Origin of the sequence: Mycolicibacterium stellerae, assembly GCF_003719305.1 — a bacterium.
GTDB lineage: Bacteria > Actinomycetota > Actinomycetes > Mycobacteriales > Mycobacteriaceae > Mycobacterium > Mycobacterium stellerae.
This window is the reverse complement of record NZ_RARC01000002.1, coordinates 420,349-439,100: the sequence shown is the minus strand read 5'-3', so window position 1 is coordinate 439,100 and position 18,752 is coordinate 420,349. Positions and strand designations below refer to the sequence as shown.

Here is an 18,752-nt window from a genome sequence, read left to right as displayed (position 1 = left end):
AGGCGACATGGCAACAGCACGCGATGCGCGCGAATGGGCACGCACGGGCCTGCGCGGAATCGGCAACAGCCTCTACACGCCGTTCTGTGGTACCGACGGTGACGACATCGACTGGAACGCCTACCGGACCCTGGTGCGTTACTGCGTAGGCGAGCTCAAACACCCGATGCTGTGGTGCACCAGCGGAATCGCGGAGTTCTGGTCGCTGACGCTCGCCGAGCGAAAGCAGTTGCTGGAGATAGCAATCGAGGAAGGCCGCAGGGCCGATCCCGATGTCGTCATTCAGGCCTGCACCGCCGCCACGTGCGCCAAGGACTGCGTCGAGCTGACGCAGCACGCCCAGCAGGCGGGTGCCGACATCGCCTACATCCAGACGCCGATGATGGAGGCGCACGGCGGTGAAGGCGTGCTGAACTTCTTCCGCTACATCGCCGATCGCACCGACATCGCGCTCGGCATGTTCAACTCGCCGTCGTCGGGCTACGTGCTGACTCCCGCCGAGGGTGCGCGGATCTATACCGAGATCCCGGCCGTCTGCGCGACGAAAGAGGGGGCGTTCCGGCCCGCGAGCAGTCGGCTGCTGCACGAGCTGGCGCCCAATCTGACGATCTGGGAGTGCGACCTGACCGTCTACCGGGCGGGCTGGCTGCGGGCCGGCATCGTCGGTGCCGCACAACTCGGCACCGCGGGCTATCTGTACGAGACGCCGGAGCGGCCGATCATCTCCGAGTACTGGGAGCTTGTCTGGAACGACAAGTTGATCGACGCAATGGACTATGCCGAGAAATCCGGGCTGGACCAATTCGGCGTCGACATGGCGTCCTGGTTCACCTGTTATCCCGGCCGACCGGAGTACTTCACCCACTGGGGCGGCGCGTTCAAGTACGCCGCGTCGGTGCTCGGTCTGCCGATCGGCGATTATCCGCACTCGCGACCGCCGCAAGCCACGTTTCCCGCCGAGGGTAAGTCGCAGATCGATGCAGCGTATCGACGGTACGGGCTGGTCTCCAGCTGAGGAAGGCGACAGGTGCGGAAGGCGCTACCGAAAGGTGTACAGTAAGTGCCGTGAGTGCTGACGACCCGGTCCTCTACGAGCTACGAAGCAGCGGTGTTGCCGTGCTGACCCTCAACCGGCCAGAGCGGATGAACGGGTGGGGCGGCGGGCTGGCGGCCAAGTTCTACACCCTGCTCGACGAGGCCGAGGCCGACCCGGATGTGCGGGCAATCGTCGTCACCGGGGCGGGCCGGGCGTTCTGCGTCGGCGCCGACATGGGCGACCTGTCGTCGATCGAGACGGCGAACACCAACGGCGAGACCGACATCTCCACGTTGGTCGGCGAACGTCATCCGCATTTCGTGGCGACACTGCGCAAGCCGGTCATCGCCGCGATCAACGGCGCCTGCGCGGGCATCGGGCTGACCCAGGCGCTGATGTGTGACGTCCGGTTCGCGGCCGCCGGGGCGAAGTTCACCACCTCGTTCGCGCGCCGCGGCCTGATCGCCGAATACGGCATCAGCTGGATACTCCCGCGAGTCGTCGGCTGGGGCGTCGCGATGGACCTGCTCCTTTCCGGCCGGGTGTTTCTGGCCGAGGAGGCGAAGGTGCTCGGCCTTGTCAACGACGTCGTCGCGCCGGAGGAGCTGCTGCCTCGGGCGATCGCCTACGCCGAGGACATCGCCGCCAACTGCGCGCCGAGTTCGCTGTCGGTGATCAAACAACAGGTGTACGCAGACGCGATGCGCGACGTGTTCGAGGCCAGCGACCACGCCGAGAAATTGATGCACGAATCCATGCAACGTCCCGACTTCATCGAGGGCATCACGGCATTCTTCGAGAAGCGCACACCGAACTTCCCGCCGCGCAAGGAGGTCACCTTATGACGCTGGACTATCAGGCGATCGACGTCGACAACCACTACTACGAGCCCGTCGACTCCTTCACCCGATACCTACCCAAGGAGTTCAAGCGCCGCGGTGTGCAGATGCTCACCGAGGGCAAGCGCACGTTCGCCGTCATGGGTGGTGTGGTCAACCAGTTCATCCCGAACCCGACGTTCGACCCGATCATCGAGCCGGGCTGTCTAGATCTGTTGTTCCGCGGTGAGATTCCCGATGGCGTCGACCCGGCGTCGCTGATGAAGGTCGACCGCCTTGCCGACCATCCCGAGTACCAGAACCGCGACGCCCGGGCAAAGATCCTGGACAAGCAGAACCTCGAGACGGTGTTCATGCTGCCCACGTTCGCGTGCGGGGTCGAGGAGGCCCTCAAGCACGACATCGAGGCGACGATGGTGTCGGTGCACGCCTTCAACGAGTGGCTCGACGACGACTGGGGCTTCGACCGCCCCGATCACCGATTCCTGTCGGCGCCGATCATCTCGCTCGCCGACCCCGAAAGGGCCGTCGAGGAAGTCGAGTTCGTGCTGGCGCGCGGCGCCAAGATCGTGTGTGTGCGCCCCGCGCCGGTGCCCGGCATCGTGAAGCCGCGTTCGCTTGGTGACCCATTGCACGACCCGGTGTGGGCCCGGCTGGCCGAAGCGGGTGTTCCCGTCGTCTTCCATCTTTCCGACAGCGGGTACCTCGCGATAGCGGCGCTGTGGGGCGGCAAGGCGACGTTCGAGGGATTCGGAAAGAAGGATCCGCTGGATCAGGTGCTGCTCGACGACCGCGCCATTCACGACTCGATGGCGTCGATGATCGTCCACCAGGTCTTCACCCGGCACCCGACTCTGAAGGTCGCCAGCATCGAGAACGGCTCCTACTTCGTCTACCGCTTGATCAAGCGGCTCAAGAAGGCCGCCAACACGGCGCCCTATCACTTCAAGGAAGACCCGGTCGCGCAGCTTCGCAACAATGTCTGGATCGCGCCGTACTACGAGGACGACGTGAAGCTGCTGGCCGAGACCATCGGCGTGGACAAGATCCTGTTCGGCTCGGACTGGCCGCACGGTGAGGGACTCGCCGACCCGATGTCGTTCACCGCCGACATTCCGCAGTTCCCGGAGTTCAGCGACGAGGACACCAGGAAAGTCATGCGGGATAACGCCCTCCAGCTGCTTGGCGTGAACGTGTCGGCATGAGACCGCGGACGTGAGGAGCGCACAGGGTGCCTGAGTGGACCATCGGCGATGTCGTCGACGCCATCGCCGACGTCATTCCGGACCGCCCCATGACGGTATGTGGTGACCGCCGCACCAGCTACGGAGAAATGGCGCAGCGCACGCGCCGGCTGGCGAACTTCCTGGCGGAAAGGGGGTTCGGCACCCACCGCGAGCGCGACGAGCTGGACAACTGGGAGTGCGGCCAGGACCGGGTCGCGTTGATCATGCACAACGACCGCTATCCCGAGATGGTGATCGGCTGCCTGAAGGCCCGCACCGTCCCGGTGAACGTCAACCACCACTACACCCCCGGCGAGGTCGCCGACCTCCTCGACTACGTCAAACCGCGCGCCGTCATCTACCACCGCGCATTGGGTGCGAAATTCGCCGACGTGCTGGGATCGGTGGGCGCCGACCTCCTGATCGACGTCGACGACGGCACCGACGGCCTCGGCATCCCGGGATCTGTCGGCGTGGACGACGCTGTGGCACAAGGTGATCCGGAACTTCGCATCGCGGGGTCGCCGGACGACGCCATCATGTACTGCACAGGCGGCACGACGGGCAGACCGAAGGGCGTGCTGTGGCGGCAGGGCGACACCTACGTGTCCTCGATGGTGGGCGCCGACCACGAGTCTGCGACCGTGATCCACGACAAGGTGCGCCGCAACCAGGGCGCCCCGTGGTTCGCGGTATCGCCGCTGATGCACGCGGCCGGCCTGTGGACGGTGTTCTCCGGGACGCTGGCCGGGCTGCCGGTGGTGCTCTACGACGACCGGACCAAATTCAACCCACCCCTGGTCTGGCGGACCGCCGAGCGGCAGAGGGTCGGCATGATGACGATGGTGGGCGACGCCTACGCGGCCCCGCTGATCGAGGAGCTCAATCGAAACAGCTATGACCTGTCGTCGTTGTACGCCATCGGAACGGGCGGTGCCGCAACCAATCCCAAACATGTCAGCGCGCTCCTGGAGAAGCTGCCCAAGCTCACGATCATCAACGGCTACGGCTCGTCGGAGACCGGCAACATGGGATTCGGGCGCAACCAACGCGGGTCACACCGCGACACCTTCGATCTGCGCGAGGGTGGCACCGTGGTGTCCGACGACATGACACGATTCGTCGAACCCGGCGAACCGGAGGTCGGCTGGGTGGTGCGCACGGGCCGGATACCGTTGGGCTACTTCGACGATGCCGACGCCACCCGCAAGACCTTCCCGGTCGTCGACGGCAGGCGCGTGGTGGTGTCGGGCGACCGCGCGTCGCTCGAGGCGGACGGCACGCTGCGCCTGTACGGCCGCGACTCGCTTGTGGTCAACACCGGCGGGGAGAAGGTCTTCGTCGAGGAGGTCGAGGCGGTCCTGCGGGCATGCCCAGGCGTGGTCGACGCGCTGGTGGTCGGGCGCGAGAGCGACAGGTGGGGCCAGGAGATCGTCGCGCTGGTGGAAACCAGTTCGGAGACGACGGCCGACGCGGAGGCACTGCATGCCGCGTGCGTGGCGGACCTCGCCCGCTTCAAGGCGCCCAAGGAGTTCATCTTCGTCGACAAGGTGCGCCGCCTCGGCAACGGAAAGGCCGACTATCGGTGGGCGAAAAGTCAAGCGACACAGCGGGTGACGACATGACACACAAAGCAAGCCGGGCCATTGACTGTCTGGTGAACGTGCACTTCGGCGAAACCGACCAGCAACCGACCTGGATGCTCAAGGTGCGCGACGACTACTTCAAGGGTCCCGACTCGATGTTCGCCCCCGTCGAGGAGTCCGAACTGCTCGACGAAATGGACGAGCAGGGTGTGGCGAAGGCGATCCTGATGGACAACCTCGCCAAGCCGTCGGTCACCGCCCGCAAGTTCGTCGAGTCGCGACCCGACCGGTTCAGCCTGGCGATGGGTGGCGTGAACCTGCTCAAGCCGATGCCGTCGCTGCGCGAGCTGACCGCCGTCGTCAACGACCTTCCTGTCGCGTATGCCGTTGTCGGGCCGAGCTTCTGGGGTGACGGCCAGTATCCGCCCAGCGACGCGGTCTACTACCCGCTCTACACCAAGTGCGCCGAGGTGGGGCTGCCGCTGTGCATCAACACGGGTTTGCCGGGGCCGCCGATTCCCGGCGAGGTGCAGAACCCGATCCACCTCGACCGGGTGTGCGTCCGCTTTCCCGAGCTGAAGCTGTGCATGATCCACGGCGCTGACCCGTGGTGGGACGTCGCGATCCGGCTGATGATCAAGTACGAGAACCTTCGGTTGATGACGTCGGCCTGGTCGCCCAAACGGCTGCCGGACAGCCTGCTGCACTACATGCGCACCCGCGGCAAGAACAAGGTGATCTACGCGTCGGACTGGCCGGTGCTGCGAATGCGGCGCGTGGTACCCGAAGCGCTCGCACTAGATCTGCCTGCAGACGTGCTGGACAACTACCTCTACAACAACGCCAACGAATTCTTCTTCGGAGAACAGGATCACTGAGGATGGACCGATACGAACTGCGCAGGCTGGATTACAGCCTTTCCGAGGATCACAAGGCGATCCAGGAGGCGTACAAGCAGTTCTTCAAGACGCACTGCCCGATCGAAACCGTGCGCGCCGCACAGGAATCCGGGTTCGACAAGAGCCTGTGGGAGCGACTGTGCGCGATGGGCGCCACCACCATGGCGCTGCCCGAGTCCGCGGGCGGCGACGGGGCGACGCTCGTCGACCTGACGCTGGTGGCCGAGGAGATCGGCCGGTCGCTGGCGCCTGTCCCGTGGATCGACCACGTCGTTGCGGCGCGACTGCTGGCGCGGTTGGGTGCGCTGGACGCCGATCTCGTCACCGGCAAGCAACTCGCCGCATTCGATCCGCAGCACGCGCGCGTGTCGGGGGTTCGGCTGATCCCCACCGGGTCGATCGCCGACCAGATCCTGGTGCGCGACGGCAGCCCCGAAAGCCCCGATGTCGTGGTCCTGACATTCGGTACGCGCCCGGTCAAGGTCGACAACATCGGCAAGCTGCCGATGGCGTGGGTGGACCCGGAGGCGGCTGACAGCAAGACCGTCGTCGCGAGCGGAGCCGAGGCGTTGGCGGAATACCAACGGGCGCTGGATGAATGGCGGGTGTTGTCGGCGGCGGCCCTCGTCGGCCTTGTCGAGGAGACGATGACGATCGCGGCCGAGTTCGCCAAGAACCGCTACACGCTTGGGGTGCCGATCTCCACGCTGCAGGCCATCTCGCATCCGCTCGCCAACATCGCGATCACCGTTGCGGGCGGACGCAACCTGGCGCGTCGCGCGGCGTGGTTCCTCGACAACGAGCCCGACGAACGGCGGGAGCTGGCGCCGTCGGCGTTCGTGTTCATGGCCGAGGAGGCCTCCAAGGCCGCCACCATGGCAGTGCAGGTGCAGGGCGGTCTCGGTGTGAGCGCGGAGGCGGCGGCCACCGCGTATCTGGTTCGCGCCCGCGGATGGGCGTTGGCGGGCGGCGATCCCGGCGCCAGTGCGAAGTACATCGCCGAGATCGTCGCGGCGCGCGAGAGCGGGGGAGTGAAGTAGATGGATTTCTCACGGGTCGAGCTGTCCGATGAGGACGAAGCGTTCCTCCATGAGTCACGCGCATACCTGCGCGAGCTCGTCACAGACGAGGTCATCCGCCGCGACCGCGAGACCGGCGACAACTTCAACGAGGACGTGCATCTGGCGCTTGGGGCCGACGGATACCTTGTGCGCGAATGGAAGCCGGAAAGCGAGGGCGGATTCAGCCGGGTCAGGAACCGCATCTGGCAGCTGGAGAAGCGCAGGGCACATGTGCCGTGGGTGACCTTCGGCACCACCGCGATGATCGCCCGGTCGGTCGAGAAGTTCGGTTCACCCGAACTCAAGGCCGAGGTGATGCCGAGGGTGTTCAACGGCCAGGTGCGGCTGTGCCTCGGATACACCGAGCCCGAGGGCGGCTCCGACGTCGCCACCTGCAAGACACGCGCGGTGCGCGACGGCGACTCCTGGGTCATCAACGGGTCCAAGATGTTCACCACCGGTGCCCACAACTGCCAGTACGTCTTCCTCATCACCAACACCGACCCGGATGCGCCGAAGCACAAGAGCCTCACCATGTTCCTGGTGCCGCTTGACTCGCCGGGAATCGAAATCCAGGGCATCCGGACCGTCGACGGCGACCGGACGAACATCGTCTACTACAGCGACGTCCGCGTCGACGACAAGTACCGGCTCGGCGAGGTGAACAATGGCTGGACCGTGGTTCGCGAACCGCTCAACGTCGAGCACGGGGCCGTCGAGGCCGCACCGGACGGCTTGGCGGACGTCTCGATCATGATGCACCAGGCCGGGTTCATGGCCACCGCGGCCGACAAGGCGGCCGCCAAGGTCGCCGAGACGGGCCCCGACGGCCGCAAGCTGATCGACGACGGCTCGGTGGCATACCGCCTGGGCCGCAGCATCGCTCGGATGGAGGCGTCGCTCTCGGCCACGAGCATCTTCGGGCGGGTGGCGCTCGCGCAGACGATGCGTGACATCTCACCGGACCTGATGGACATCCTCGGTACTGCTGCGTCGTTGCCGATCGGAACCGACGGCGCCGCGGATGACGGTGCCGCCGAATACGTCTACCGTTTCGCGCCGCTCGTCGGCATCTACGGCGGGACGCTCGAGGTGTTCCGCAACATGATCGCCCAATATGTCCTCGGCCTCGGTAAGCCCAACTACTCGCCACCGGTGCAGAAGCAGGCTTCGTGACCACCCGACCGGCGCGGCGGCGAGTACTGGTGATGGGCGCCAGCGGCTTCGTCGGCTCACACGTCACGAGAAAGCTGGTCGAGCGCGGTGACGACGTGCGGGTGTATCTGCGCAAGTCCAGCCTGACGGTGGCGATCGACGACCTCGATGTCCAGCGCGCGTACGGCGATCTCCGCGACGACGACGCGTTGCGCGCAGCGATGGCCGACCGCGACGCGGTGTTCTACTGCATCGTCGATACCCGCTTCTATCTGCGAGACCCGGCACCACTGTTCGCGACGAACGTTGAAAGCCTGCGTCGCGTACTTGACATCGCGGTCCACGCGGACCTGGAACGGTTCGTGTTCTGCAGCACGATCGGAACGATCGCCATCGCCGGGAACGGCGAATCCGCAACGGAGGACATGCCGTTCAACTGGGAGGGTGTCGGCGGTGCCTATATCGAATCGCGCCGCCAGGCAGAAGACCTGGTGCTGCAGTACGCCCGCACCAAAAACCTGCCCGCCGTTGCGATGTGTGTATCCAACCCGTACGGACCCCTCGACTGGCAGCCACATCAAGGCATGATGGTCAAGGCGGCGGCGCTGGGGAAGATGCCGGTGTACGTCAACGGGGTGTCAACCGAAGTCGTCGGCATCGAAGACGTGGCGGACGCATTCCTGCTCGCCGCGGAGCGCGGCCGCAACGGTGAGCGCTACATCATCTCCGAAAGCTTCATGCCCATGCGGGCGATGTTCGAGACGGCGGCGTCGGCGGTCGGCGCGAAGCCGCCGCGGTTCGGTGTGCCGCTGGCGATGCTCTACGTCGTCGGCTGGATCATGAGCACGGCGAGCCGGGTGCTGCGGCGAGATCTCTCGATGAACGTCACCGGAGTAAAGCTCCTGCACATGATGTCGGCCGCCGATCACAGCAAGGCGACACGCGAACTCGGATGGGAACCCCGGCCGACGGCCGAGTCGATCAAGCGGGCGGCGAAGTTCTACGTCGAGAATCGGTGAACGTCGGCGTCACAGCGTGACGATCGTCGCCGCCGCGGTGCCAGGAGCGCCGTAGAGCTGGGCGAAACCGACGCGCGGTTGCCCTGCCACCTGGCGGTCGCCCGCCTCACCGCGCAGCTGCCGCACCAGCTCGTGGATCTGGCGCAGGCCCGATGCCCCGATCGGCTCGCCGTTGGCGATCAGCCCGCCGTCGGTGTTGACGGGCATCGGGCCACCGATCTCGGTGGCGCCGTCGGCCAGCAGTTTCTCCTGGTCGCCGTGTTCGCAGAACCCGCACTCGGCCATGTGGATGATCTCGGCGCCCGCATCGGTGTCCTGCAGCTGGATGACATCGACGTCATCGGGTGCAACGCCTGCCTTTTCGAACGCTGCGCGTGCGGCGTAAACCGTCGGTGCCACATCCTCCTCGACCGGTGCGAACGTCGTGTTCACCTCGTACGCGCCGTAGCGGCGGGTGCGAACCTCGACGGCGCGCAGATACACCGGCTTCGATGTGTAGCGGTGCGCGATGTCGGCGCGACACATGACGACCGCGGCGGCCCCTTCGTCGGGGGCGCAGAACATGTACTGGGTCAGCGGATAGTTGAGCATCGTCGAGTTGAGGATGTCTTCCTCGGCGATCGGCTTGCGCCGGAACGCGTTCGGGTTCAACGCGCCGTTGCGGAAGTTCTTGGCGGCGACCTTCGCCAGGGTCGCCTGCGAGATGCCGTTGTCGTGCAGGTAGCGGTTGGCCTTCATGCCGAAGAACTGCGTGGTGAGGTACTGGCCGTTCTCTGCGTACCAGCTCGGCATGCCGACCAGTGCGGGGTCCTCGGTGAAGGCGCCGCGTGGGTGCTTGTCCAAGCCGATCGCAATGCCGATGTCGTAGTCGCCGAGCCGGATACCGTCCGCGCACGCCTTGGCGGCGCTCGCGGCTGTGGCGCAGGCGTTGAAGACGTTGGTGAACGGGATGCCGGAAAGCCCCACCATGCCGACGATCGCGTCGGGGTTGGCCACTGTCCAGCTGCCGCCGGTGGCGAACTGGACGTCCTTCCACTCGACGCCTGCGTCGGCAACCGCGGCGAAGATCGCGTCGACGCCCATCTCCATTGCGGTCTTGCCTTCGAACCGGCCGAACGGGTGCAGGCCAACACCGATGATGGCGACGTCGTTCATGCGGTGAGTGTATCGCAACTGTAACTCTTACAGTATCGTGGTCTGGGTGGCATCGGTAACCGAGCACAAGACCACGTTCTGCCGGATCTGCGAGCCGCTGTGCGGCATGGTCGCGACCGTCGAGGACGGCCGACTGGTATCGCTGCGCCCCGACAAGGACCATCCGCTCTCATCGGGCTTCGCCTGCCAGAAGGGGATCGCGTTCACCGAGGTGCACAACGACCCCGATCGCGTCACCGCACCGCTGCGCCGAACGCCGACCGGATTCGAACCGGTGTCATGGGACGAGGCGCTGACGGATATCGCGCAGCGACTGACCGGGATACTGCACGCTCACGGCTCCGGCGCGGTCGGCTGGTACATGGGTAATCCCGCCGCCTTCAGCTATGCGCACACTTTCGCGGCGCTGATGTTCATCAAGGGCATCGGCCGAGACAGCCATTACTTCACCGCATCCTCACAAGACACCAACAGCAGGCTCATCGCGAGCCAACTGCTCTACGGTGTGCCGACGTCGACGCCGATACCCGATCTGAACCGTACCGATCTGTTGGTGATGATGGGCGCTAATCCCGTTGTCTCGCATGGGAGTTTCCTTACCGCACCACGGATCAAGGATCGCATGCAAGACATCGTCAAGCGTGGCGGACGGGTCGTGGTCGTCGATCCACGGCGCACCGAGACGGCCGCGGCGTTCGAATGGCTGGGTCTGGTCCCGGACACAGACGCCTACCTGCTGCTTTCGCTGTTGCAGGTGATGTTCGCCGACGGCCTCGTCGACTACGCGCAGGTGAGCAGGCAGGCCGACGGGACGGAATGGCTGCGCGCGCTGTGCGAACCGTTCACCCCGGAGACGACAGCCGAGCACACCGGCGTCGACCCCGACAGTGTGCGGTCGCTCGCGCACGAACTGGCGCGCACGCCGCGCGCCGCCGTCTACGGCAGACTCGGCACCTGCGTCGGCAGATACGGCACGCTCACCGCCTACCTGATCGACGCGGTCAACCTCGTCGCGGGAAACCTCGATGTCCCCGGCGGCTCGGTCTTCGGCCTGATGCACACCATCGGCCAGCGATGGCAGAACACGGTGATGGGGTTTGCGCTGCGGCGCTCGTATCGTCGTCGCTCCCGCGTCGGCGGCATTCCCAACGCGATCACTTCCGAGCCGGCCGCCCTGATGGCAAAGGAGATCACCACGCCGGGTGATCGCCAGATCAAGGCGATGTTCGTTTCGGCGGGCAACCCCGTCCTTTCGGTGCCCAACGGCGAAGAGCTCGAGGCCGCGTTCGAGCAGCTGGACCTGTCGGTGGCGCTCGACTTCTACGTCACCGAGACGACCGCCCGGTGCGACTACATCCTTCCGGTCACCACGATGTACGAGCGTGACGATTTCCCGTTCACGTTTCAGGCGTTTCAGGCCACGCCGTTCCGGCAGGCGACCGGTGCCGTCGTCGCTCCGGCGGGGCAGGCGCGCGGCGAGTGGGACATCGTCGAGGACCTGGCCGCGCGGTTGACCGGTGTCGCGCCTGCCTTCCGGGCACTGAGCGCGGCGCGAAAGAGCCTGGGCGTCTTCGGTGTTCGATTGACGCCGAGGATGTTGATCGACGGGCTCATTCGGATGTCGCAGGGTGGAGACCGGTTCGGACTGCGCCGCGGCGGCTTGTCGCTGCGTCGGCTGACCGACGAGCATCCGCACGGCGCCGTCGTGGCAACACACATCCGCACCGGCGTTCTGAGGGATGCGGTGGCCTACCTGTCGCGGCGGGTCCGGTTGGTGCATCCCGCCATCGCCGCGGAGGTCGACAAGCTCACCCGCGACACGCATCCCGCAGGCTATCCGCTGCGGATGATCGGCATGCGGGAGCCGCGCTCGGAGAACTCGTGGATGCACAACTCCCCGTTGCTGATGCGTGGCGAGCGGGTGCAGCGCGCGCTGATCCACCTCGACGACGCTGCCGATTTACAGGTGTCCGAAGGCGACTTGGTGCGGGTGTCGTCTCCGTACGGCGAGATCACCATCGGGGTCACCCCGACAAAGGATCTGATGGCCGGCGTGATCGCCGTGCCGCACGGCTGGGGCCACAAGGGCACCGGGACGTGGCGGCTGGCCAACGAGGCCGGCGGCGCAAACGTCAACCAGCTGACGTCCAGTGAGCCACAAGATGTCGAGTCGCTGTCGGGCATGGCATGGCTGACCGGAGTCCCAGTGCGGGTGGAACGCGCCTGACCCGTTTCGCGGTGGAACGTGCCTAGGCGATCGCGCCGGAGTTCTTGAGCTCCTCGATGCGGTCCCACCCCATCCCGAGCTCCATCAGCACGATCTCGGTGTGCTCGGACGCCTGCGGCGCACGCGTCGTCTCCACCGGCTCGTGGTTGAACTGGATCGGGCCGCGAACCACCTTGAACGGCTGCCCGCCGTCGGCCGCCTCGACCTCGACGATCATGTCGTTGGCGATCGCCTGCTCGTCGTCGGCGAGCTCGATGAGGCTCTGAAACGGCGCCCACTGCCCCTTCATCGTCTTCAGATGCTGACGCCAGTAGGCGAACGGCTTGCTGCGGATCGCCGCAGTAATGAGTTCGGCTGCCTGCGCGGCGTTTTCAATGAGCGGCATCACATCGCAGAAGCGCGGATCGTCGGCCAGTTCCGATAGGCCGAGGTGTTCGAACGCGTCCCGGATATAACCGGTGGGGCTGACGATGCACAGGTTGATCGTGCCGCCATCGGACGTCAGGTAGTTGCCGAGGAATGGATTGACGGTCGGGCCGATCGAGTCGGGCATGAGCGAGCGCATCGTCTCACCGGTCTCCATACCCTGCGTCACGCTGGCGCCCGCCGCCCACCACGCCGTGCTCAGCAGCGACACGTCGAGTTCGACGGCCTCACCCGTTCGCTCGCGATGAAACAGGGCCGCCGATATTCCGCCTGCGATGTTCATGCCACCGATGGAGTCGCCGAACGCCGGAATGCCCTGCGACAGGGCGCCGCCCAGTTCCTCGGGCGTCAGCGCGTGGCCAACGCCGCTACGCGTCCAGAACGCCGTACCGTCGAAACCGCCGGTGTCACGCTCGGGACCCTTGTCGCCGTATGCGCTTCCGCGGGCGTAGATGATGTCGGGGTTGACCGCGCGAATGTGCTCGACGTCGAACTTGTTCCTCTGCCGCTGAGCGGGCATGTAATTGGTGAGGAACACGTCGGAGGTCTTGGCGATCTCGTAGAGCACCTGCTGGCCGTCCTCGGTGGAAACGTCGATCCCGACGCTGCGCTTGCCGCGATTTGGATGCTCGATCAGCGGATGCCGCTCCGGGTTCAGCTGGAAGCCACCCATGTTGATGAACCCGCGCTGGGTGTCGCCGCGCACCGGGTGCTCCACCTTGATGACGTCGGCGCCCCAGTCGGCGAGAATGCCTCCGGCCGCGGGGACGAAAGTGAACTGCGCAACCTCGAGGACCCGCACGCCCTCCATCACCTTGATCATGTAATGGTCCTATCACCCCGCTGCGGCGAAGGTGACGGGCAGTGCCGTCGGTGAACGGAACGGCTGCCCGTAGATGTGCGGGTTGTTGTCGGTGACGAGCTCGATGTCGGTCAGCCTGTCGAGCAGGCATTCGAGAGCCACCCTGGTCTCCATTCGCGCCAGGTGCAGCCCCATGCAGGTGTGCTCACCGGCGGCAAAGGAGATGTGCGGCAGCCGTTTCCGAAAGATGTCGAACTCTTCCGAGCGCTCCCACCGGTTCTCGTCGCGGTTTGCCGACCCGATGCAGACGTCGATCACCGCCCCCTGCGGGAGCGTGACGCCTTCGAGCTCGGTCTCCTCGCTCGCATACCGCTGAACCGTCGTCAGCGGCGTCTCGAAGCGCAGCCCCTCCTCGATGGCGGGACCGATGAGCTCACGATCTGCCTGCACGGCTCGGAACTGGTCGGGGTGTGTGAGCAGGAGGAAGAGCAGGTTGCCCGATGAGCGGTAGGTCGTCTCGAGGCCCGCGGGCAGCAGGAGCCGCAGGAAGGAGTAGATGGCTTCGTCGCTGAGCTTCTCGCCATCGATCTCGGCGGTGACCAGATCGCCGATGATGTCCTCGGTCGGCTGCGACCTGCGCTTTTCGATGTGGCCGAGGAAGTAGTCCTTCAGCGCGGCCGACGCCTCGAACGCCCGCTTGTACTTGACGTGATAGCTGATCAGGTCGACGGCCTGCGTTCGGAACCACGGCAGGTCTTCCTCGGGCAGGCCAAGCAATTTCGAGATCACCCTGGTCGGGAACTCGAGGGTGAAGGCGCGGACAAGATCCGTCTCGCCCGCGTCGACGAACTCGTCGATCAACCCGTTGACGACCGGCCGGACGATCTCGGGTTCCCACCGCAGCAGCGAGCGCGACTTGAACGCCGCCGACACGAGATTGCGGTGTTCCCAGTGGGTCTTGCCCTCCATCGCAAGGATGGTGGGTCCGATGAACAGGCCGATGGTCGAGTCGTAGATGTGGGAGTTGAACGCCTTGCCGTCGCGGAAGACACGGTTCACCGCGTCGAACGACACTGCGGCATAGAGATTCTCGGGCCGGAAGTCTTCGGCGGCCTTAGTCCAGTCCATGACGCTGCCGCAGAATACGCCGCCGGTTTCAGTTCGCCTGCGCTGGAAGATCGGGTAGGGGTTGCGAAGAAGGTCGGCCGCTTCGTCGGGCGTGACGTCCAGCACTGGCGTATCCACGTCTGGTCTCCAGCATCCTCGTACGGACAGACATCCTGCTATGGGTACTGTAAAGATTACAGTATAGGAGTACCGAACGATACGTCGCGGGCGATTTCACCCCTCAACGGCTCAGGTGCCCTCGCTGAGCGCCTGTTCGCGCGCCCATCGATAGTCCGCCTTGCCTGCGGGGCTGCGTTCGATGACCGGCCGGAAAACCACCGCCTTCGGCAGCTTGTAGCCTGCGATGACGCCGGCCGCGTGGTCGATCAGCTCCTGGGCGTCGGCGGTCGCGCCCTCGACGAGGGCGACGATCGCGACGACCTCCTGGCCCCACCGCTCGCTGGGCCGCCCGGACACCACGACGTCGGCCACCGCCGGGTGCGACAGCAGGGCGCCTTCGACCTCCTCGGCGAAGATCTTCTCGCCACCGGAGTTGATGGTCACCGAATCGCGGCCGAGAAGTTCGATGCCGCCTTCGGCGAGATGACGCGCGCGGTCGCCGGGAATCGAGTAACGCACGCCCTCGATGACCGGGAACGTCTTGGCCGTCTTGGCCGCGTCGCCCTTGTAACCGAGGGGAACGTAACCGCGCTGCGCGAGCCAGCCCATGCCCTCATGGCCGGGTTCCAGGATCGAGCCGAGGTCTTCTGCCGCGACGCTGGTGTCGGGTCCTGCATTGAATTTGCCCGTCGACACCGCGCCCGACATGGACATGTGGCTCATCTGAATACCGGTCTCCGATGATCCGACGCCGTCCATGACGATCAGGCCCGGTTTGATGTCGATGAGGCGCTGTTTGGCGGTCGGGCTGAGCGCGGCCCCGCCGTTGGCGACGACCGCGAGCGACGATACGTCGGCGGTACCACGTTCGATGGCATCGGCGATCGGCCGTGCCATGGCGTCGCCCACGACCTGAACCGTCAGTATCTTCTCCTGCTCGATCGTGCGCACGACTTCGTCGGCGTCGAATTTGCCTTGTGTGCGTGGAAATACGACCGTCTGTCCGGTGGTGAGCGCGGTCATTACGGCCCATTGCGCGGCGCCGTGCATGAGTGGCGGCAGCGTGAAGATCTTGGTTCCGGGATTCTCGGCTACCCGCTTGGCGATCTCGTCGTAGGACGCGGTGACCTCGCCGGTGTACATGTTCCTGCCGCCGAACGACGTCATGAAGATGTCGTGCTGACGCCACAGCACGCCCTTCGGCATCCCGGTGGTGCCGCCGGTGTAGAGCACATACAGGTCGTCGGGCGACGGCTCGACGGGCGGCGGCGTTGTCGCGCCCGACGCGACGATCGACTCATAGTCGACGGCGCCGTGTACCAGGTCGTGGCCGGAGTCGTCGGCGATCTGGATCAGCACCCGCAGCCTGGGCAGGTAGGGGAGCACCTCGCCGACGCGGGGCGCGAACGTCGCGTGGTAGAGCAACGCGGTTGCACCGGAGTCCGCGAGCAGGTACTGCAGCTCGTTCTTCACATACCGGTAGTTGACGTTGAACGGGGCCACCCTCGCCCGCCAGGCGCCGAGCATCCCCTCGACGTACTCGGGGCCGTTGTAGGCGTACATGCCAAGCAGATCTTGGCCGACCTCATGGCCGGCCAGCTCCGACCGCTCGGTTTTGCAGCCAAGCCCGCGGGCGTGCAGATAGGCCGCCAGCCGGTTGGACCGCTCGACGATCTGGGCGAAGGTGTAGCGTCGGTCGCCCTGGATGATGAACTCCCGGTCGCCGATGGCGCCCGCGACGGCGGCGGCGGTGGCGGGGACGGTGAACTGCGTCGAGGGGGCGGTCATCGGGTCCTCAGGGTTGGTGCGGCAACAGCTTGATCATCAGGCCGCTTGCCTCGGATAGTACGGTGCCGTCGCCGTCGGTCATCGTCGCGGTGAGGAACGCCTTGCGCCCATCGACTCTGTCGATCCGGCCGTGTGACACGAGCGGTTTGTCGATAGGGGTCACCAACTTGTAGTCGACGTGAAGGTAGGCGGTCCGGCTGATGGGCCGGTCCGCGGCGGACACGATCATGCCGAAGTGCCAGTCGAAGAACAGCGGGATGACTCCGCCGTGGACGGCGTTGTTCCCGCCGACGTGAAAACGGCTGAAGTGTCCGTGCATGATCACGCCGTCGGGCCCGTACTCGGCGAGGGTCCACGGCGGCACCAGAGGATGACCCAGCCCGGGCAGATGCAGTGCCCTGCCTGCCGGGGCGACGCCCTGCGGGGCCCGATGCACCTCGAGCTGCTCGCACAACTCCTCGATGCGCCGCGCGCCGTCGGTCCACAGATCGCCGTCGGGCGCGGTGGACACCGCGATGTCCTGCAGCCTGCGCATCGCCGTCATGAATCGGGCCATCTCCGGTGGCGCGTCGACGGGTTCGATCGGCGGAAAGCCGCGGGTCTCGTGGCCGGTGTCCGTCACGTCCACGCCGCCAGGAGATCTGCGGTTGTGGTGACGGTCGCCAACAGCGAGATGGTGTTGTCGATGATCGCGTCGGCGTAGTCGGCGGGGATACCCGCGACGGCGTCACGCGGGACGACGACGCGGTAGGCGGCGTTCACCGCGTCCATGACGAGGTTGGTGATCGCGATGTTGACCGATACGCCGACGGCGACGATCGTCGTCACCCCGAGGTTGCGCAGGATCACGTCGAGGTCGGTGCCGCCCATCGGGCCAACACCATGCCACCTGTGCAGCACGACATCGTCTGGGGCAGGGCCGAATTCGGGGAGCAGCGTGGCACCCTCACTGCCGGGGCTGATGTCGACCTGCTTTCGTCCCATCGTGAAGATCGGCGCATTGTGGTTTGCGCCCAGCCCGTCGGGTCGCCGCTGGACCAGACAGTGCACGACGCGCACACCCGCGTCGCGCGCTGCGGGGAGCAGTCGTCCGATGTTGGGCAGCGCCTGCCTCTGCGCCTCCTTGGCGAGCACTGCAAGGCCCGCGTTGGGCCCGACGACGGCGCCCTGGAGCTCCTGCGTGACGATCGCCGTGTGGCCGGGCGCCGCGATTTCGGCGAGGTCGACTCTCATACCGATGCGGGCGCCTCGTAGAACTGCGTGGCCCACTTCCGCATGGCCATATAGGGTTTCGCGTCCACCTTGGACAGCGCGGGGTGTTCGACGTACTCCTGGTAGCGCCAGATGTTGAGGTCGTCCCACACGGTCCCGAGGAACTGGCGCTCGACCTTCTCGCGCACCGAGTCTGGCGGCACGTCGGAGATGTCGCCAGGAAGCCGCGGCCACCAAACCGAATAGAACATGTCCGAGTACCCGTCCTCGACGGGGGTGCAGGCGAAGATCAGCCGGTGGTTGGACGACCCCTCGAACGCACTGATCGCGAAGCCGAGCCCGGAGAAGTGGCTGTGAATGTAGAGCGCCATCTTGTCCGGGTCGTCGCTGCGGGCGTCGGGCCAGCCGGTGAGGAAGCGCCATTCCTCGTCGACGGCCTCCCAGGTGAGGCACACCGGCGTCACCGTCGCACCGTGCACGTAGCGAAAGTGGGCGCTGTCGGGTCCGTTCTCGGCCACGATCTGCGGATGTACGGGTTCGTGCTCGGCGCGGCGCGAAAACTCTGGGTACGGACGGTAATACGCGTCCGGTTCCGTCGGGAATTGCGGGAACTTGTGAAAGAGGTCGGGCATCTCCCATTGCGGCTCCTTGCCGTCGGGTTGGTGCCAGACGAACACGCAGCCGTACTGTTCGCGCACGGGATACACGTGCAGCCGTAGCGCCTTGTTCGGGCGGTCGGGCTGATAGGGGATGTAGCGGTTGGTGCCGTCCGGGCCCCATCGCCAGCCATGGAACGGGCATTCGACGCAGTCGCCGACCACTTTGCCGCCGTGTCCGATGTGAGCGCCGAGGTGGCGGCAGTGCCCCGACAGCACGTGCAGTTCACCGGCCTCGTCGCGATAGGCGACCAGGTCCTCACCGAAATACCGCAGCGGTCGCGTCTCGCCTGCCGTGAATTCGGCCGACCAGCCGACCATGAACCAGCCGGTGACCTTCCAGGTGAAGGGGACTTTCACACGGGCCTCCTGGGTCGTCAACCTAGCCAACGGAAGATATTACAGTATAGTTTTCGGCAGTTTCGCGGAGGAACGGCG

The 18,752-nt window shown here is 65.9% G+C and carries 16 protein-coding genes; 9 read left to right on the top strand and 7 right to left on the bottom strand.

Annotated features, from left to right (window positions below):
- The first annotated feature begins 7 nt into the window (after positions 1-7).
- The 8 genes from D6M19_RS04940 to D6M19_RS04905 are packed head-to-tail and all read left to right on the top strand — an operon-like array spanning position 8 to position 8,821.
- Positions 8-1,015: a dihydrodipicolinate synthase family protein gene (locus D6M19_RS04940; RefSeq protein ID WP_123024035.1), complete on the top strand. Its 1,008-nt coding sequence runs from the start codon at positions 8-10 to the stop codon at positions 1,013-1,015.
- 50 nt (positions 1,016-1,065) lie between these two features.
- Entirely contained in the window at positions 1,066-1,881 is an 816-nt protein-coding gene (locus D6M19_RS04935) for an enoyl-CoA hydratase (RefSeq protein ID WP_123024034.1), read from the top strand.
- Entirely contained in the window at positions 1,878-3,080 is a 1,203-nt protein-coding gene (locus tag D6M19_RS04930; protein WP_123024033.1) for an amidohydrolase family protein, read from the top strand. Before D6M19_RS04935 ends, D6M19_RS04930 begins: the two co-directional genes overlap by 4 nt.
- Before the next feature lie 26 nt (positions 3,081-3,106).
- Positions 3,107-4,726: an acyl-CoA synthetase gene (locus D6M19_RS04925; protein WP_123024032.1), complete on the top strand. Its 1,620-nt coding sequence runs from the start codon at positions 3,107-3,109 to the stop codon at positions 4,724-4,726.
- Positions 4,723-5,565 (top strand): amidohydrolase family protein, encoded by an 843-nt coding sequence (locus tag D6M19_RS04920; RefSeq protein WP_123024031.1) that lies wholly within the window; start codon positions 4,723-4,725, stop codon positions 5,563-5,565. The genes D6M19_RS04925 and D6M19_RS04920 overlap by 4 nt, the downstream gene beginning before the upstream one ends.
- 2 nt (positions 5,566-5,567) lie before the next feature.
- Positions 5,568-6,626, top strand: a complete 1,059-nt coding sequence (locus D6M19_RS04915; protein WP_123024030.1) for an acyl-CoA dehydrogenase family protein — start codon at positions 5,568-5,570, stop codon at positions 6,624-6,626.
- On the top strand, positions 6,627-7,823 hold the full coding sequence (locus D6M19_RS04910; protein ID WP_123024029.1) for an acyl-CoA dehydrogenase family protein: 1,197 nt from the start codon (positions 6,627-6,629) through the stop codon (positions 7,821-7,823).
- 32 nt (positions 7,824-7,855) lie between these two features.
- Positions 7,856-8,821, top strand: a complete 966-nt coding sequence (locus D6M19_RS04905; protein ID WP_123024028.1) for an NAD-dependent epimerase/dehydratase family protein — start codon at positions 7,856-7,858, stop codon at positions 8,819-8,821.
- Between the two features lie 9 nt (positions 8,822-8,830).
- Here D6M19_RS04905 and D6M19_RS04900 read toward each other — a convergent pair whose 3' ends face one another.
- Entirely contained in the window at positions 8,831-9,976 is a 1,146-nt protein-coding gene (locus D6M19_RS04900) for a thiolase family protein (protein WP_123024027.1), read from the bottom strand.
- Between the two features lie 46 nt (positions 9,977-10,022).
- On the opposite strand from D6M19_RS04900, the gene D6M19_RS04895 reads away from it, so the two are divergent.
- Positions 10,023-12,203: a molybdopterin-containing oxidoreductase family protein gene (locus D6M19_RS04895; protein WP_123024145.1), complete on the top strand. Its 2,181-nt coding sequence runs from the start codon at positions 10,023-10,025 to the stop codon at positions 12,201-12,203.
- A 22-nt stretch (positions 12,204-12,225) separates the two neighbouring features.
- Here the strand turns inward: D6M19_RS04895 and D6M19_RS04890 are convergent, their stop codons facing one another.
- From D6M19_RS04890 to D6M19_RS04865, 6 genes are all read right to left on the bottom strand, one after another.
- Positions 12,226-13,440 carry a CaiB/BaiF CoA transferase family protein gene (locus D6M19_RS04890; RefSeq protein WP_164478334.1) on the bottom strand — a complete coding sequence of 405 codons (1,215 nt, stop codon included), beginning with the start codon at positions 13,438-13,440 and terminating at the stop codon, positions 12,226-12,228.
- 24 nt (positions 13,441-13,464) lie between these two features.
- Positions 13,465-14,676 carry a cytochrome P450 gene (locus tag D6M19_RS04885; RefSeq protein ID WP_123024025.1) on the bottom strand — a complete coding sequence of 404 codons (1,212 nt, stop codon included), beginning with the start codon at positions 14,674-14,676 and terminating at the stop codon, positions 13,465-13,467.
- Between the two features lie 111 nt (positions 14,677-14,787).
- On the bottom strand, positions 14,788-16,446 hold the full coding sequence (locus D6M19_RS04880; RefSeq protein ID WP_123024024.1) for a medium-chain acyl-CoA ligase Mig: 1,659 nt from the start codon (positions 16,444-16,446) through the stop codon (positions 14,788-14,790).
- 7 nt (positions 16,447-16,453) lie between these two features.
- Positions 16,454-17,068, bottom strand: a complete 615-nt coding sequence (locus D6M19_RS04875; RefSeq protein WP_123024143.1) for a PaaI family thioesterase — start codon at positions 17,066-17,068, stop codon at positions 16,454-16,456.
- Entirely contained in the window at positions 17,065-17,679 is a 615-nt protein-coding gene (locus D6M19_RS04870) for a cysteine hydrolase family protein (RefSeq protein ID WP_123024023.1), read from the bottom strand. The genes D6M19_RS04875 and D6M19_RS04870 overlap by 4 nt, the downstream gene beginning before the upstream one ends.
- Positions 17,676-18,674: an aromatic ring-hydroxylating oxygenase subunit alpha gene (locus D6M19_RS04865; RefSeq protein WP_123024022.1), complete on the bottom strand. Its 999-nt coding sequence runs from the start codon at positions 18,672-18,674 to the stop codon at positions 17,676-17,678. The genes D6M19_RS04870 and D6M19_RS04865 overlap by 4 nt, the downstream gene beginning before the upstream one ends.
- Positions 18,675-18,752 lie beyond the last annotated feature (78 nt).

Coding starts and splice junctions, on each gene's coding strand:
- D6M19_RS04940 (WP_123024035.1), top strand. CDS start 8: ATGGCAACAGCACGCGATGCGCGCGAATGGGCACGCACGGGCCTGCGC.
- D6M19_RS04930 (WP_123024033.1), top strand. CDS start 1,878: ATGACGCTGGACTATCAGGCGATCGACGTCGACAACCACTACTACGAG.
- D6M19_RS04920 (WP_123024031.1), top strand. CDS start 4,723: ATGACACACAAAGCAAGCCGGGCCATTGACTGTCTGGTGAACGTGCAC.
- D6M19_RS04915 (WP_123024030.1), top strand. CDS start 5,568: ATGGACCGATACGAACTGCGCAGGCTGGATTACAGCCTTTCCGAGGAT.
- D6M19_RS04910 (WP_123024029.1), top strand. CDS start 6,627: ATGGATTTCTCACGGGTCGAGCTGTCCGATGAGGACGAAGCGTTCCTC.
- D6M19_RS04905 (WP_123024028.1), top strand. CDS start 7,856: ATGGGCGCCAGCGGCTTCGTCGGCTCACACGTCACGAGAAAGCTGGTC.
- D6M19_RS04900 (WP_123024027.1), bottom strand. CDS start 9,976: ATGAACGACGTCGCCATCATCGGTGTTGGCCTGCACCCGTTCGGCCGG.
- D6M19_RS04890 (WP_164478334.1), bottom strand. CDS start 13,440: ATGGAGGGCGTGCGGGTCCTCGAGGTTGCGCAGTTCACTTTCGTCCCC.
- D6M19_RS04880 (WP_123024024.1), bottom strand. CDS start 16,446: ATGACCGCCCCCTCGACGCAGTTCACCGTCCCCGCCACCGCCGCCGCC.
- D6M19_RS04870 (WP_123024023.1), bottom strand. CDS start 17,679: ATGAGAGTCGACCTCGCCGAAATCGCGGCGCCCGGCCACACGGCGATC.